At 71.1% G+C, this 14,937-nt stretch carries 15 protein-coding genes and 1 rRNA gene; all 16 read left to right on the top strand.

Going from position 1 to position 14,937, the window contains the following annotated elements; translation table 11 throughout:
- Positions 1-77, top strand: a 5S ribosomal RNA gene (gene rrf, locus IF188_RS19480); the annotation flags it as partial.
- A gap of 93 nt (positions 78-170) precedes the next feature.
- Positions 171-1,925 carry a primosomal protein gene (locus tag IF188_RS19475; protein WP_191173465.1) on the top strand — a complete coding sequence of 585 codons (1,755 nt, stop codon included), beginning with the start codon at positions 171-173 and terminating at the stop codon, positions 1,923-1,925.
- Positions 1,925-2,968 (top strand): HAD-IIA family hydrolase, encoded by a 1,044-nt coding sequence (locus IF188_RS19470; RefSeq protein ID WP_191173464.1) that lies wholly within the window; start codon positions 1,925-1,927, stop codon positions 2,966-2,968. The genes IF188_RS19475 and IF188_RS19470 overlap by 1 nt, the downstream gene beginning before the upstream one ends.
- 25 nt (positions 2,969-2,993) lie before the next feature.
- Positions 2,994-3,164, top strand: coding sequence for a hypothetical protein (locus IF188_RS19465; protein ID WP_191173463.1), 171 nt, complete (start codon positions 2,994-2,996; stop codon positions 3,162-3,164).
- The gene (locus IF188_RS19460) at positions 3,161-3,952 is read left to right on the top strand and encodes a TlyA family RNA methyltransferase (RefSeq protein ID WP_191173462.1); all 792 of its coding nucleotides are present in this window, start codon (positions 3,161-3,163) and stop codon (positions 3,950-3,952) included. Before IF188_RS19465 ends, IF188_RS19460 begins: the two co-directional genes overlap by 4 nt.
- Before the next feature lie 128 nt (positions 3,953-4,080).
- A complete protein-coding gene (locus IF188_RS19455; protein WP_191173461.1) occupies positions 4,081-5,043 on the top strand; it encodes an NAD kinase in 963 nt (320 codons plus the stop codon).
- A complete protein-coding gene (gene recN, locus IF188_RS19450) occupies positions 5,040-6,731 on the top strand; it encodes a DNA repair protein RecN (RefSeq protein WP_191173460.1) in 1,692 nt (563 codons plus the stop codon). Before IF188_RS19455 ends, recN begins: the two co-directional genes overlap by 4 nt.
- A 17-nt stretch (positions 6,732-6,748) precedes the next feature.
- Positions 6,749-8,449 (top strand): CTP synthase, encoded by a 1,701-nt coding sequence (locus IF188_RS19445; protein ID WP_191173473.1) that lies wholly within the window; start codon positions 6,749-6,751, stop codon positions 8,447-8,449.
- Positions 8,449-9,021 (top strand): NUDIX domain-containing protein, encoded by a 573-nt coding sequence (locus IF188_RS19440; protein WP_191173459.1) that lies wholly within the window; start codon positions 8,449-8,451, stop codon positions 9,019-9,021. The genes IF188_RS19445 and IF188_RS19440 overlap by 1 nt, the downstream gene beginning before the upstream one ends.
- Positions 9,022-9,033: 12 nt before the next feature.
- The gene (xerD, locus tag IF188_RS19435) at positions 9,034-9,939 is read left to right on the top strand and encodes a site-specific tyrosine recombinase XerD (protein WP_191173458.1); all 906 of its coding nucleotides are present in this window, start codon (positions 9,034-9,036) and stop codon (positions 9,937-9,939) included.
- 54 nt (positions 9,940-9,993) lie between these two features.
- Positions 9,994-10,884 carry a ParA family protein gene (locus IF188_RS19430; protein WP_191173457.1) on the top strand — a complete coding sequence of 297 codons (891 nt, stop codon included), beginning with the start codon at positions 9,994-9,996 and terminating at the stop codon, positions 10,882-10,884.
- Entirely contained in the window at positions 10,868-11,671 is an 804-nt protein-coding gene (locus tag IF188_RS19425; RefSeq protein WP_318152959.1) for a segregation and condensation protein A, read from the top strand. The genes IF188_RS19430 and IF188_RS19425 overlap by 17 nt, the downstream gene beginning before the upstream one ends.
- Positions 11,661-12,299, top strand: coding sequence for an SMC-Scp complex subunit ScpB (scpB, locus tag IF188_RS19420; RefSeq protein WP_224752173.1), 639 nt, complete (start codon positions 11,661-11,663; stop codon positions 12,297-12,299). The genes IF188_RS19425 and scpB overlap by 11 nt, the downstream gene beginning before the upstream one ends.
- Positions 12,296-13,102, top strand: coding sequence for a pseudouridine synthase (locus IF188_RS19415; RefSeq protein ID WP_318152958.1), 807 nt, complete (start codon positions 12,296-12,298; stop codon positions 13,100-13,102). Before scpB ends, IF188_RS19415 begins: the two co-directional genes overlap by 4 nt.
- Positions 13,095-14,204 carry a prephenate dehydrogenase gene (locus IF188_RS19410; RefSeq protein WP_191173456.1) on the top strand — a complete coding sequence of 370 codons (1,110 nt, stop codon included), beginning with the start codon at positions 13,095-13,097 and terminating at the stop codon, positions 14,202-14,204. The genes IF188_RS19415 and IF188_RS19410 overlap by 8 nt, the downstream gene beginning before the upstream one ends.
- Entirely contained in the window at positions 14,197-14,937 is a 741-nt protein-coding gene (gene cmk / locus IF188_RS19405) for a (d)CMP kinase (protein ID WP_191173455.1), read from the top strand. Before IF188_RS19410 ends, cmk begins: the two co-directional genes overlap by 8 nt.

Here is a 14,937-nt window from a genome sequence, read left to right as displayed (position 1 = left end):
CGAACCCGGAAGCTAAGCCTCTCAGCGCCGATGGTACTGCAGGGGGGACCCTGTGGGAGAGTAGGACACCGCCGGACACCCATTCACGGAATGGCCACCCAACACTGGGTGGCCATTCCGCGTTAACACGGGTGATTGCCGAGGCCGCCCGCATCCAGGAGGATCGAACAATGGCAGATCAGCAGCCGCGCGATGACGACCGCGCGCCGCGTCAGCGATCCGGGGGCAAGCCGACCTCTGGCAGCAGCAAGCCGTACGCGAAGCGTGATGGCGACAAGAAGCCTTATGGCGACCGCAAGCCTTACGAGCGTCGTGACGGTGACCGCCCGTACGTGAAGCGTGACGGCGACAAGAAGCCGTACGGCGACAAGAAGCCGTACGGCGACAAGAAGCCCTACGGCGACAAGAAGCCCTACGAGCGTCGCGACGGTGACCGCCCGTACGCGAAGCGTGATGGCGACCGTAAGCCGTATGGCGACAAGAAGCCGTACGAGCGTCGCGATGGCGACCGGCCGTACGCGAAGCCGTACGAGCGTCGCGATGGCGACCGGCCGTACGCGAAGCGTGACGGGGACAAGAAGCCGTACGGCGACAAGAAGCCGTACGAGCGTCGCGACGGTGACCGTCCCTACGCGAAGCGTGACGGTGACAAGAAGCCGTACGAGCGCCGCGATGGCGACCGCCCGTACGTGAAGCGTGACGGTGACAAGAAGCCGTACGGGGACAAGAAGCCCTACGGAGACAGGAAGCCGTACGAGCGTCGTGACAGCGATCGCCCCTACGAGAAGCGTGACGGCCACAGCAAGCCGTACGGCGACAAGAAGCCGTACGAGCGTCGCGATGGCGACCGTCCGTACGCGAAGCGTGACGGCGACAAGAAGCCCTACGGCGACCGCAAGCCGTACGAGCGTCGTGACGGCGATCGCCCCTACGAGAAGCGTGACGGCCACAGCAAGCCCTACGGCGACAAGAAGCCCTACGGCGACAGCAAGCCCTACGAGCGCAAGGCGCGCCCGACCCGCGGGGGAGCGGATCGCCCCGATCGCGCAGTGCGCGAAGGCGAGATCCGTCCGGTCCGTGCGCGTCACGACGACCCGGTCATCCCTGACGAGGTCACCGCGCGCGATCTGCCGCCGGGGGCGCGCAACGAGCTGAAGACCCTCAGCAAAGAGAACGCCGACCAGGTGGCACGCCACCTGGCCATGGCATCGCAGCTGATCGATGACGACCCCGAGCTGGCGCACCAGCACGCGCTGTCGGCGTCGCGTCGGGCCGGCCGGATCGCCGTGGTGCGCGAGACGCTCGCGATCACCGCGTACGCGACGGGCGATTACGCGCTGGCGCTGCGTGAGCTGCGCACCTACCGCCGCATCTCGGGCAACGACGACCAGATCGCGCTGATGGTCGACAGCGAGCGCGGTGTCGGGCGTCCTGACCGTGCGCTGGAGGTCGGGCGATCGGTGGACCGCGCGTCGCTCGAGACCTCCGAGCGCGTGCACTTGGCGATCGCGATGTCGGGTGCGCGTCTGGACCTCGGCGAGCCCGAACGGGCGCTGCAGGAGCTCGACATCCCCGAGCTCGACCCGGACCGGGCGTTCGAGTGGAGTCCCGCACTGTTCGCGGCTCGCGGGGCCGTGCTCGAGGAGCTCGGCCGTGCGGACGAGGCCGCCCAATGGCAGCAGCGCGCGGTGGTCGCCGCTGAGGCGCTGTATGCGGCATCCGGTATCGCCGATCTGGAGACGATCGTCGTCGAAGAGATCCTCGAGGAGGATGACGAGGACGACGACGTCGACGATGTCGATGACGGGGCGGAGGACGGCACCACGGCCGGCGCCGAGCCGTCCGTGGCCGACGAGGTCGCCGAGATCCTGGTCGAGGCCGGTGTCGATGAGCCTGAGGCGCCGGGGGACGGGGCCCAGGCCTGATGGCGCTGTTCGGGCGCCGCACGCAGACTGAACGACCCGCGCCGCTGGACGGCGTGGACGTGGTGCTGGCGGACCTCGACGGCGTCGTGTACGCCGGTGCCGGCGCGTTGCCGCATGCGGTCGACAGCCTCAACCGGGCGCGAGCCGATCGGGCGATCGGGTACATCACGAACAACGCCGCGCGCACCGATGCGTCGGTGGCGGCGCATCTCACCGACCTCGGGCTCGAGACCTCTGCCCGAGATGTCGTGACCAGCCCCCAGGCTGCGATGCGCCTGCTCGCGGAGCGGATCGCGCCGGGGTCGGCGGTGCTCGTGGTGGGCGGCGACGGACTGGTGACCGAGGTCGAGAAGGCCGGCTTCGTGGTGACACGCAGTGCCGACGACGCCCCCGCAGCCGTCGTGCAGGGATTCGCCCCCGAGGTCGGCTGGACGCAGCTCGCCGAGGCCGCGTTCGCGCTCAAGACGCCCGAAGAAGAGGGCGGCATCCCGTGGGTTGCGACGAACACGGACTGGACGATCCCGCAGTCGCGCGGCATCGCGCCGGGCAACGGCACCCTGGTATCCGCGGTGCACACCGCCGTCGGCCGTCTCGCAACCGTCGCCGGCAAGCCCGAGGTGCCGATCTTCCAGGAGGCCGTGGCGCGGTTCGGCGCGCGGCGCCCGCTGTTCCTCGGCGACCGACTCGACACCGACATCCTCGGCGCGAACCGAGCGGGCATCGCGTCAGCCCTCGTGCTCACCGGCGTCGACCGCCCGAAGCACGTGCTGGCGGCGCCCGAGGGCTCGCGACCCACGTTCATCCTCGGCGATCTGCGTGAGCTGCACGAGCCGTACCCGGACGTCGTCGTGGCCGACGGCGTCGCGTCGGTGCGGGACGCGCGCGTCGCGATCGAGGGGCCCGACATCCGCATCCTCTCAGCCGGCGCCAGGCCCATCGACCTCGTGCGCGCCGGTGCGGCGGCGATCTGGGACTCCGGGCGCGCGATCTTCGGATTCCGCGTGCCCGAGGAGCTGTACGCCGATCCGTTCCACCGTCCCTGAACCGCCTCGCCGTATCCTTGGGGGCATGGACGAGCCGCACGAGCGCACCGAGCACACGCAGGACGATGCCGGCGATCTGCTGTCGACGCTCGAAGTGATCGAGGCGCAGCCGCTCGCCACGCGTGCCGAGGCGTACGACGCGCTCCACGACACGCTGGCGCGTCGCCTCGAGGCGACGCCGGGCACCTCGGCATGACCCAGCGACTCGATGCCGCGCTGGCCGCGCGGGGGCTCGCGCGATCCCGCTCGCATGCCGCCACGCTCATCGCAGAAGGACTGGTGACGGTCGACGGCCGGCCGGTCGTCAAGGCGTCTGCGCCCGTGGACGACGACACGGCGATCGCCGTCGCCGGCGCCGACCACTACGTCAGCAGGGCGGCGCACAAGCTCATCGCGGGACTCGACGCGTTCGGCGTCGACGTCCGAGGGCGATCCGCCCTCGACATGGGCGCCTCGACCGGCGGATTCACCCAGGTGCTGCGCGAGCGCGGCGCCGAGCCCGTGATCGCCGTGGACGTCGGACATGGGCAGCTGGCGGCATCCGTCTCTCTCGATCGGGGCGTGATCTCGATCGAGGGGTTCAACGTCCGCTACATGACGCCCGAGACGCTGGCGGCGGCCAGCGGAGTCGCCCAGGCGCCCGGGGTGATCACCGGGGACCTCTCGTTCATCTCGCTCTCGCACGTGCTGCCGGCTGCGCGCGCCGTGGCGGCTCCGGACGCGGACCTCGTGCTGCTGATCAAGCCGCAGTTCGAGGTCGGCCGCACGGCCGTCAAGGGCGGTCTCGTGACCAACCCGGTGCTGCGCGCGGACGCGGTCGCCGGCGTGCTGTGGGCGGCGTGGGACGTCGGTCTCGGCACGAACGGGCTCATCGCGTCGCCGATCGCCGGCACCCATGGCAACCGCGAGTACGTGGTCCATCTGTCGGCCGGCGGCACGATCCCCGAGCGGTGGCGCGACGAGGTCGACCGGCTGACGGCCTGACGCCCTCTCCTCCCCAGCGCCCACGGCCGACGACCCCCGACGAGGTCGTCCCCACACCGGGTCGCATCGCCACGGGTGTCGGACGATCCGACAGAATGGGGAGACATGTACCGACTGGCGGGGAGCCGATGAACACTGTCCACGCGGAGCGCAGCATCCTGGTGGTCGCACACGCGCATCGCGACGACACCGTCGTGGCCGCCGAACGGGTCGTCGAGGCGCTGCGCGCCGCGGGTGCACAGCCGGTGTTCGCCCCCGACGACCGTGAAGAGCTCGCCGCGGCGGGCTCGCCGCTGGACGTCGCGATCCTCGGCGTCGACGTGGCGGTGTCCGATATCGAGCTCGCCATCGTGCTGGGCGGCGACGGGACCATCCTGCGCGCCGCCGAGCTGGTGCGCGACGGCACCGCGCCGGTGCTCGGCATCAACATGGGCCATGTCGGCTTCCTCGCCGAGATCGAACGCGACGACATGGACGAGGCCGTCCGTCGCGTCATCGAGCGCGACTACGAGGTCGAGGAGCGCATGGCGCTGCAGGTGCGAGTCAAAGACACCGGCGACTCGGTCATCTATGAGACCTGGGCGCTCAACGAGGCCACGGTCGAGAAGGCGAGCCGGGAGCGCATGCTCGAGGTCGTCATCGAGATCGACGGGCGCCCGCTCTCGACGTTCGGCTGCGACGGCATGGTCGTCTCGACGCCGACCGGCTCGACGGCGTACAACTTCTCGGCGGGCGGTCCGGTGATCTGGCCGACGGTCGAGGCGATCGCGGTCGTGCCGCTGTCGGCGCACGCGCTGTTCGCCAAGCCCCTGGTCGTCGGCCCCGAGCACTCCGTCGCGATCGAGGTGCTGGAGCGCACCAACGGCACCGGCATCCTGTGGTGCGACGGCCGCCGCTCCCACGACCTGCCGCCGGGCGCGCGCGTCGTCGTGCGGCGGTCCGACCGGCCGGTGCGCCTCGCGCGCCTGCATCCCGCGCAGTTCACCGATCGGCTCGTCCGTAAGTTCCGTCTGCCCGTCGAGGGCTGGCGCGGACCGGCCGCGATCACCGGAGTCATGCCGGTGCGGCGAACCGAGGAGGACGCGCTGTGATCGAAGAGATGCGCCTGCGCGACCTCGGCGTCATCGCCGAGGCGACGCTGCCGATGGGCCCGGGCTTCACCGCGATCACGGGCGAGACCGGCGCGGGCAAGACGATGGTGGTCACCGGGCTGGGCCTGCTGCTCGGTCAGCGCGCGGACTCCGGAGCCGTGCGCGCCGGAGCGTCGCAGGCGACCGTCGACGGCGTCTGGATCGTTCCCGAGGACGGCGCCGTAGCCGAACGGGTGCGTGAGGCCGGCGGCGACGTCGAGCCGATCGGCGGCGGCCGCGCCGAGCTGTACGTCGGCCGCTCGATCTCGAGCGAGGGCCGCGGACGCGCGTCGGTCGGCGGTCGCTCTGCGCCCGCCGGTGTGCTGGCCGACCTCGCCGACGACCTCGTGGTGGTGCACGGCCAGTCCGATCAGCTGCGGCTGAAGTCCGCGGCAGCGCAGCGCGACGCGCTCGACCGCTTCGGCGGTGAGCCCGTGCAGACCGCGCGGGACGTCTACCGTCAGGCGTACGAGCATTGGCGCGGCATCGACCGAGAGCTCTCGCGCCTGACCGACGATCGCGACGCCCGTGCCCGCGAGGCGGAAGAGCTGCGGGCGCAGCTGGCCGAGATCGAGCAGGCGGCGCCCGTGGCGGGCGAGGACCTGGATCTCGCCACACGTGCCGAGCGCCTCGCGAACGCCGAAGAGCTGCGCCTGGCCGCTGCGACCGCGCATGACGCGCTGTCGGGCGAGGCGGACGGTCCCGATGCGGGATCGCTGCTGTCCGACGCCCGCCGGGCCCTGGAGCGCGTCAGCGACCCGGTGCTCGAAGAGCTCGCGGGCCAGGTGGCCGAACTCGGCTATCGGGCGGCCGACGTGGCCGCCGCCCTCGCGGGCTACCTCGCCGACCTCGACGAGTCCGGGCCGCACGAGCTCGCCGCCGTGGAGGAGCGCCGCGCGGTGCTCGCGAGCCTCGTCCGCGCCCATGGCACGCTCGACGCCGCGATCGAGCTGCTCGACACCGGTTCGGCGCGCCTGGCGGAGCTCGACGACGACTCCGACCGCATCGACCGGCTGACGGCGGAGCGGGATGCCGCGGCATCCACTCTCGACGAAGCCGCAGCCGCGCTCACCGCCGCCCGAATCGAGGCGGCGGGCCGGCTCGGCGCGGCCGTCACGACCGAGCTGCGCGCCCTCGCGATGCCCGATGCGCGACTGGAGGTCGCCGTCACCGCCGGCACCGAATCCGCATCCGGCCGCGACGATGTCGCGATCCTGCTGGCGCCGCACCCCGGCGCTGAGCCCCGCGCGGTCTCGCGCGGTGCGAGCGGGGGCGAGCTCAGCCGCGTCATGCTCGCGATCGAGGTCGTGATCGCGGGCGTCGATCCGGTGCCGACGTTCGTCTTCGACGAGGTGGATGCCGGAATCGGCGGTGCCGCCGCGATCGAGGTGGGCCGGCGCCTGGCCCGGCTCGCGCAGTCGTCGCAGGTGATCGCGGTGACCCACCTGGCCCAGGTCGCGGCGTTCGCGGCCAACCACCTGACCGTCGTGAAGGCGAACGACGGCTCGGTCACGGCCTCGGACGTGCGCCGCCTCGACGGCGCCGACCGCGAGGCCGAGATGGCGCGCCTGCTGTCGGGCATGCCCGACTCGGAGGCGGCGCTCACCCACGCACGCGAGTTGCTCAGCCTTCGCACCGAGACCGCCTGATAGGATAAAAGCCCGTGATGCAGACTTCTGATTCCTTCCGCGGCGACTCTTCGAACGACACCACCAAGCACATCTTCGTGACCGGTGGTGTCGTTTCCTCGCTGGGCAAGGGCCTGACCGCCGCCAGCCTCGGGAACCTGCTCACCGCTCGCGGCCTGCGCGTCGTGATGCAGAAGCTCGACCCCTACCTGAACGTCGACCCGGGCACGATGAACCCGTTCCAGCACGGCGAGGTCTTCGTGACCGACGACGGCGCCGAGACCGACCTCGACATCGGCCACTACGAGCGCTTCCTCGACATCGAGCTGAGCCAGGCCGCCAACGTCACGACCGGCCAGATCTACTCGCAGGTGATCGCCAAGGAGCGCCGCGGCGAGTACCTCGGCGACACCGTGCAGGTGATCCCGCACATCACCGACGAGATCAAGCGCCGCATGCGCCTGCAGGCCGACGAGACGCCGAAGCCGGACGTCATCATCACCGAGATCGGCGGCACGGTCGGCGACATCGAGTCGCAGCCGTTCATCGAGTCGGCGCGCCAGATCCGCCACGAGCTGGGCCGTCAGAACGTGTTCTTCGTGCATGTCTCGCTGGTGCCGTTCATGGGCGCGTCGGGCGAGCAGAAGACCAAGCCGACCCAGCACTCGGTCGCGGCTCTCCGCTCGATCGGCATCCAGCCCGACGCGCTCGTGCTGCGCAGCGACCGCCCCGTCACCGAGTCGAACAAGCGCAAGATCGCGCTCATGTGCGATGTCGACGAGGACGCGGTCGTCAACGCGGTCGACGTGCCGAGCATCTACGACATCCCCTCCATGCTCAACGAGCAGGGCCTCGACGCCTACATCGTGCGCGCCCTGGGGCTTGCGAACAAGGCCGACGACGTCGACTGGTCCCGCTGGCAGCGGGTTCTCAACGCGGTGCACAACCCGAAGCACGAGGTCACGATCGGCCTGGTCGGCAAGTACATCGACCTGCCCGACGCGTACCTGTCGGTCACCGAGGCGCTCAAGGCGGGCGGCTTCGCGCAGGAGACGCATGTCAACATCCGCTGGATCCCGTCCGACGAGTGCGAGACGCCGGAGGGCGCGGCCAAGGCGCTCAGCCCGCTGGACGGCATCGTGATCCCGGGCGGCTTCGGCATCCGCGGCATCGAGGGCAAGATCGGCGCGCTGAAGTTCGCGCGCGAGCAGGGCATCCCCACGCTCGGCATCTGCCTGGGCCTGCAGTGCATCGTGATCGAGTACGCGCGCCACGTCGCCGGCATCGAGGACGCCTCATCGAGCGAGTTCGACCCCGACACGAAGCACCCCGTCATCGCGACGATGGAGGAGCAGGTCGACATCCTCGACCACGGCGACCTCGGCGGCACGATGCGTCTCGGCCTGTACCCGGCCGACCTCGCGGAAGGGTCGATCGCGGCCGAGGTGTACGGCTCGAGCCGTGCGTCCGAGCGCCACCGCCACCGCTACGAGGTGAACAACCGCTACCGCGAGCAGATCGCCGAGGCGGGCCTGGTGTTCTCGGGCATCAACCCCGACCTCGACCTCGTCGAGTACGTGGAGCTGCCGCGCGACGTGCACCCGTATTACATCGCGACGCAGGCGCACCCCGAGCTGCGCTCGCGGCCGACGAACGCGAACCCGCTGTTCCGCGGGCTCGTGGGCGCCGCGCTGGAGCGCCACCGCTCGAGCGAGCTGTTCGAGGTCGAGAACGACTGATGGCGGGGGAGCAGACGCTCGCCGACGAGCCGATCGAGGTGACCGTCCTCGACAGCGACCTCGTCTACGAGGGGCGCGTGTGGGACGTCCGCAGTGACACCGTCTCGTACGGCGACGGGCAGATCGTGCGGCAGTACGTCGATCACCCGGGGGCCGCGGCCGTCGTGGCGCTCGATGACGACGGCCGGGTGCTGCTGATCCAGCAGTACCGGCATCCGATCCGCTCCCGTGACTGGGAGGTGCCCGCGGGGCTCCTCGACGTCGACGGCGAGACGCCCCTGCAGTCGGCGCAGCGCGAGCTCGCCGAAGAGGCCGACCTCGCCGCCGCCTCGTGGGAGCCGCTCGTGAGCGTGTACACGACGCCCGGCGGCAACGACGAGATCGTCCACCTGTTCCTCGCGCGCGGCCTGTCGCCGGCGAGCGAGACCCATGAGCGCGCGGACGAAGAGGCCGACATCCGGATCGAATGGATGCCGCTCGCCGACGTCGTGGCGGCGGTCTTCGCGGGCCGCATGCGCAACGGGATCCTCGCGACCGGCGTGCTGGCGGCATCCGAACGGCTGCGCGCCTGACAGGAGCCGGACGTGCAGATCTCCCGTGCGGTCGAGTCGTATCTGCGGCACATCTCGATCGAGCGCGGGCTGTCTGAGAACACCGTCGCCGCGTACCGGCGCGACCTCGCCGGTTACGCGGCGTGGCTCGCCGAGCAGGGCGTCGACGACACCGCCCAGGTGACGCCCGTGATGCTCGCGAGCTTCGTCGCCGACCGTGCGGCGGGGCAGCCGCCCATGGCGGCGTCCTCTCTCGCGCGGCTGCAGTCGTCGGTGCGGGGACTGCACCGGTTCCTGGCGCGCGAGGGGATCGAGCCGGCCGATCCGACGTCGAACCTGCGGCCTCCCAAGCAGGCGCGGCGTCTGCCGAAGGCGCTCACCATCGACCAGGTCGAGAGCCTGCTGGACGCCGCCGGTCCTGCCGACGACGTGCTCGGAGTCCGCGACCGGGCGCTGCTGGAGCTGCTGTACGCGACGGGCGCCCGGGTGTCCGAGATCGTGCAGCTGGATGTCGACGATCTGTCGCACGGCGACGTGCTGAGGGTGCGCGGCAAGGGCTCGAAGGAGCGGATCGTGCCCGTCGGGTCGTACGCGCGCGCCGCGGTCGACGCCTACCTCACGCGGGCGCGGCCCGAGCTGTCGCGACGCGGCCACGCGACGCCGAGGCTGTTCCTCGGGGCCAGGGGAGCGCCGCTCTCTCGGCAGAGCGCGTGGCTCATCATCCAGTCGGCGGCCGAGCGCGCCCACCTGACGGCGCACGTCTCGCCGCACACGCTGCGCCATTCCTTCGCGACCCACCTGCTGCAGGGCGGCGCCGACGTCCGCGTCGTGCAGGAGCTGCTCGGGCACGCGTCGGTCGCGACGACGCAGATCTACACGCACGTCTCGGTCGATGCGCTGCGGGACGTGTACGCGACGTCTCATCCGCGTGCCCGATGAACCTTGGCCCTAGAGCCGACTAGGATCGAGCGAGCACGAGGAAGCGGGAGCACGGTGGCTGACAGCACGGCGAAGACGAGAACGGCGAAGGTTCCGGACTCCGACGTCCCCATCGGACCCACCGGCCGCCCGTATCAGGGGTTCCCGACCCCGCCGAAGCTCGACGGCCACGGCCCGGCCCGCATCATCGCGCTGTGCAACCAGAAGGGCGGCGTCGGAAAGACGACGACCACCATCAACCTGGCGGCTGCCCTCGCCGGGTACGGGCGCAAGGTGCTGGCGGTGGACTTCGACCCGCAGGGGGCGCTCTCGGCCGGTCTCGGCATCCAGACCCACGAGATCCCCACGATCTACGACCTGCTGCTGGACGGCAAGGTCGACCCGCACGACGTGATCGTCCACACGCGCGTCGAGAGCCTCGACGTGCTGCCCGCGAACATCGACCTGTCGGCCGCCGAGGTGCACCTGGTCAACGAGGTCGCCCGCGAGCAGACGCTCTCGCGCGTGCTGCGCAAGGTCACCGGCGAGTACGACGTCATCCTGATCGACTGCCAGCCGTCGCTCGGCCTGCTGACGGTCAACGCCCTCACCGCCAGCCACGGCGTCGTCATCCCGCTCGAGTGCGAGTTCTTCGCGCTGCGCGGCGTGGCACTGCTCATCGAGACGATCGACAAGGTGCGCGACCGACTGAACCCGACGATCGCGCTCGACGGCGTTCTGGCGACGATGTACGACCCGCGCACGCTGCACTCGCGCGAGGTGCTCGAGCGCGTCGTCGACGCGTTCGGCGACGACGTCCTGGAGACCGTCATCGGGCGCACCGTGAAGTTCCCGGACGCCTCTGTCTCGGGCATGCCCATCACCGAGTTCGCGCCCGAGCACGCCGCGGCGCAGGCCTACCTGCGACTGGCGCGGGAGCTGGTCGCCCGTGGTGCTGTCGCCTGACGAAGAACCCGGGTTCCGCGTCTCGCTGTCGAACTTCGACGGCCCGTTCGATCTTCTGCTCACCCTGATCTCGAAGCATGAGCTCGACATCACCGAGGTGTCGCTGTCGCTCGTGACCAACGAGTTCATCGCGTACCTGCGCGAGGCGGGGCCCGAGGAGGATCTGGACGAGGCATCCGAGTTCCTCGTCGTGGCGGCGACGCTGCTCGACATGAAGGTGGCGGGTCTGCTGCCGCAGGGCGAGCTCGTCGACGCCGAGTCGGTCGCGCTGCTCGAGGCGCGCGATCTGCTGTTCGCGCGGCTGCTGCAGTACCGCGCGTTCAAAGAGGTGTCGGCGTGGTTCGAGCGCAGCCTGCGCCGCGAGGACCGGCGGCATGCGCGTTCGGTGCGCCTCGACGAGAAATACCGCAACGCCGTGCCCGAGCTGGTGTGGTCGCTGAGTCCCGAGGACTTCGCCGCCCTCGCACTGCTGGCGATGACGCCCCGAGAGCTTCCCAGCGTCCGGCTCGACCACCTGCACGCCCCGCTCGTGAGCATCCGCGAGCAGGCGGCGATCGTGGTGACACTGCTGCGCGATGCCGGGTCGCTGACCTTCCGCGAGCTCATCGCCGGAGTCGGCCAGACCGGCGTGGTCGTGGCGAGGTTCCTGTCGGTGCTGGAGCTGTATCGCCACGCCGCGCTGTCGTTCGAGCAGCTCGAGCCGTTGGGCGAACTGACCCTGCGCTGGAGCGCGAACCGCTGGAGCGACGAGAATCTCGCCACCCTGGGAGCCGACTATGACCAATGACCCGACCACCGCGACCACCGCGGCCCACGTCGAGCCGATCGCGGCGGATGTATCGGACGTGGCGTCCGACGTCGCGCGCCGGCTGGAGGCGATCCTGCTGATCGTCGAGGAGCCGCAGAGCCTCGTGAGCCTCGCCGCCGCCGTGTCGGCGCCGGTGCCCGCCGTGCGCCAGGCGCTGGAGTCCCTCGTCGACGACTACGACGGCCGCTCCGGCGGACCGATGCGAGGCTTCGAGCTGCGCGAGGTCGGCGGCGGATGGCGGCTGTACGTGCGCGAGGAGCTCGACGACCTGGTGAGCGAGTTCGTGGGCGGTCAGGCGCCGTCGCGGCTGTCGCAGGCGGCGCTGGAGACCCTCGCCGTCATCGCGTACAAGCAGCCGGTCACGCGCAGCCAGGTCGCGTCGATCAGGGCGGTGAACGTCGATTCGGTGGTGCGCACGCTCGTGGCGCGCGGGCTCATCACCGAGCTGTTCGCCGACGCCGAGACCGGCGCGATCAACTACGGCACCACGGATGCGCTGCTCACGCACCTGGGCATCAACTCGCTGGACGAGCTGCCGCACATCTCGCCGCTCCTGGACGGTGCGGACGAAGTGGGCGACGGCGCAGAAGAAGGAGGACGACGGTGACGAGCGCGGATTCCGCACAGTCGACGGAGGGTGTGCGGCTGCAGAAGGCGCTCGCGAACGCGGGTGTCGCATCGCGGCGCGTCGCCGAGCAGATGATCGTCGACGGCCGCGTGCGCGTCAACGGCCGCGTCGTCGACGAGCTCGGCTCGCGCATCGACCCCGAGAAGGACCTCGTCGACGTCGACGGCACCGCGGTGCAGTTCGACCAGTCCAAGCGCTACGTCATGCTCAACAAGCCCACCGGCGTCGTCAGCTCGATGAAGGACGACCGGGGTCGTCCCGATCTGCGCCGCTACACCAAGGACTGGGACGAGCGGCTGTACAACGTCGGAAGACTGGATGCCGAGACCAGCGGCCTGCTCGTCCTCACCAACGACGGCGAATTGGCGCACGTCCTCGCGCATCCGTCGTTCGGCGTCACCAAGGTGTACATCGCGAAGGTGGACGGCACCGTCTCGCCGCAGACCATCCAGCGACTGCTGCGCGGGGTCGAGCTGGAGGACGGCCCGATCGCGGCCGACAAGGCGCGGCTGCTGTCGTCGTCCGCCGAGGGCGGGGGTTCGCTCGTCGAGCTGACGCTGCACTCGGGCCGCAACCGCATCGTGCGGCGCATGATGGCCGAGGTGGGGCATCCGGTCGTCGAACTCGTGCGTCGCCAGTTCGGGCCGCTGCACCTGGGAACGCTGCCAGCCGGGCGCGCGCGCGAGTTGACTAAAGTGGAGCAGGGCGCTCTTCTGACTCTCGCGCGCCGCGAACCCGGCACTGCCGAGAAACTGGCGAACGAGGAGACCGCAGATGAGTGAGCCCGCCGTCCTGGCGTCGCGTGTGCACGGCACGGTGCGCATCGTCGGCACCGGCCTGCTCGGCGCGAGCATCGGGCACGCGCTGCGGGTGAACGGCGTGGACGTCGCGCTCGACGACACCTCTCCTTCGCAGCTGCGCCTGGCGATCGACTACGGGGCCGGGCGCCGCGCATCCGACACCGACGACCCGACCCTCGTCGTGGTGGCCGTGCCGCCGGACGTCACGGCCGACGTGATCGAGCGTGAACTCGCCCGCTACCCGCATGCCGTCGTGACCGACGTCGCGAGCGTGAAGCTCGAGCCGCTGCGGACGCTCCGCGAGCGCGGCGTCGACCTGACCCACTACATCGGCTCGCACCCGCTCGCCGGGCGCGAGCGCGGCGGCGCGATCTCGGCGCGAGCCGACATCTTCGTCGGGCGTCCGTGGGTCGTCTGCCGAGACCGCGAGACCTCGGCCACCGACCTCGCGCTGGTGGAGGGCCTTGCGCTCGACCTGGGGGCGACCCCGCTGGAGATGAGCCCGGAGGATCACGACCGCAGTGTCGCCCTCGTGTCGCACGTCCCGCAGCTCGTCGCGAGTCTGCTCGCAGGCCGCTTCGTCGATGCGCCCGACGGCTCGCTGCGGCTCGCCGGCCAGGGGGTGCGCGACACGACGCGGATCGCGGCATCCGCTCCCGAGCTGTGGGTGCAGATCCTCGGCGCCAACGCCGCACCGGTGGTCGATGTGCTCGACCTGCTCGCCGCCGACCTCGCGTCGGTGGCCGACGCGCTGCGCGACCCCGACGCGCCCGGTGCGCGCCGCGCCGTCGCCGACACGATCCGCCGGGGCAACGACGGCGTGGAGCGGCTGCCCGGCAAGCACGGTCAGAACCGCCGATACGAGCAGGTCGTCGTCATGGTCGACGACACCCCGGGCCAGCTCGGCCGGCTCTTCGGCGAGCTCGGCGAGCTCGACGTGAACGTGGAAGACCTGCGCCTGGAGCATTCTCCCGGCGCCCAGTTCGGCCTCGCCGAGATCAGCGTCGTCCCGAGCGCGGTGCGCCGCGCCGTCGACGGTCTCGAAGCGCGCGGCTGGAAGATTGCGAGCACCACCAATGACTGACCCCTCGACGAGCTCAGGTACCGGGAACGAGGCGGCGGAGACCATCATCGTCGCGATCGACGGCCCCGCCGGCAGCGGCAAGTCGAGCGTCTCGAAGCAGGCCGCGCGCCGCCTCGGCTACGGCTACCTCGACACCGGCGCGGCCTACCGCGCGCTGGCGTGGCACGCGCTGCAGCACGGCATCGACACGTCCGACGCGGCATCCGTCCTCGACGTCTCCGGCGACTTCGAGTACGCGATCTCGCTCGACCCCGACGAGTACTGGGTGCGGGTCGGGCAGACCGACGTCACCGACGCGATCCGCGACCCGCAGGTGTCGGACGCGGTGAGCGGAGTGGCCCGGGTGCCGGCCGTGCGCGAGTCGGTGAACGCGCTGTTCCGCGCACTCGTGGCCCAGTCGGGCCGCCCGGGTGTGGTCGTCGAGGGCCGTGACATCACGACTGTCGTCGCGCCCGACGCGCCGGTGCGGATCCTGCTGACCGCCGCACCCGAGGTGCGTGCCGCCCGCCGCAGCGCCGAGCTCACGACGCAGGACGCCGCGGCCGTCGCCGCGGCGCTCCATCAGCGCGACGCCTCCGACTCGGCCGTCGTCGACTTCCTCACCGCCGCGCCCGGCGTCGAGGTCGTCGACTCGACCCACCTTGATTTCGACCAGACCGTGGACGCCGTGCTCGGCGTGATCGAGGCCGCACTGCCGGCTCCCACGCCTGACAACGCCCAGACAGGAGCCTGA

The organism is Microbacterium helvum, from assembly GCF_014779795.1.
GTDB lineage: Bacteria > Actinomycetota > Actinomycetes > Actinomycetales > Microbacteriaceae > Microbacterium > Microbacterium helvum.
This window is presented reverse-complemented; position numbering and strand designations above follow the sequence as displayed.

Excerpts from the sequence above, each read along its gene's own strand:
- IF188_RS19445 (WP_191173473.1), top strand. The coding sequence starts at position 6,749 with ATGCAGACTTCTGATTCCTTCCGCGGCGACTCTTCGAACGACACCACC.
- IF188_RS19410 (WP_191173456.1), top strand. The coding sequence starts at position 13,095 with ATGAGTGAGCCCGCCGTCCTGGCGTCGCGTGTGCACGGCACGGTGCGC.
- IF188_RS19440 (WP_191173459.1), top strand. The coding sequence starts at position 8,449 with ATGGCGGGGGAGCAGACGCTCGCCGACGAGCCGATCGAGGTGACCGTC.
- scpB (WP_224752173.1), top strand. The coding sequence starts at position 11,661 with ATGACCAATGACCCGACCACCGCGACCACCGCGGCCCACGTCGAGCCG.
- cmk (WP_191173455.1), top strand. The coding sequence starts at position 14,197 with ATGACTGACCCCTCGACGAGCTCAGGTACCGGGAACGAGGCGGCGGAG.
- IF188_RS19460 (WP_191173462.1), top strand. The coding sequence starts at position 3,161 with ATGACCCAGCGACTCGATGCCGCGCTGGCCGCGCGGGGGCTCGCGCGA.
- IF188_RS19465 (WP_191173463.1), top strand. The coding sequence starts at position 2,994 with ATGGACGAGCCGCACGAGCGCACCGAGCACACGCAGGACGATGCCGGC.
- IF188_RS19470 (WP_191173464.1), top strand. The coding sequence starts at position 1,925 with ATGGCGCTGTTCGGGCGCCGCACGCAGACTGAACGACCCGCGCCGCTG.
- IF188_RS19455 (WP_191173461.1), top strand. The coding sequence starts at position 4,081 with ATGAACACTGTCCACGCGGAGCGCAGCATCCTGGTGGTCGCACACGCG.
- IF188_RS19475 (WP_191173465.1), top strand. The coding sequence starts at position 171 with ATGGCAGATCAGCAGCCGCGCGATGACGACCGCGCGCCGCGTCAGCGA.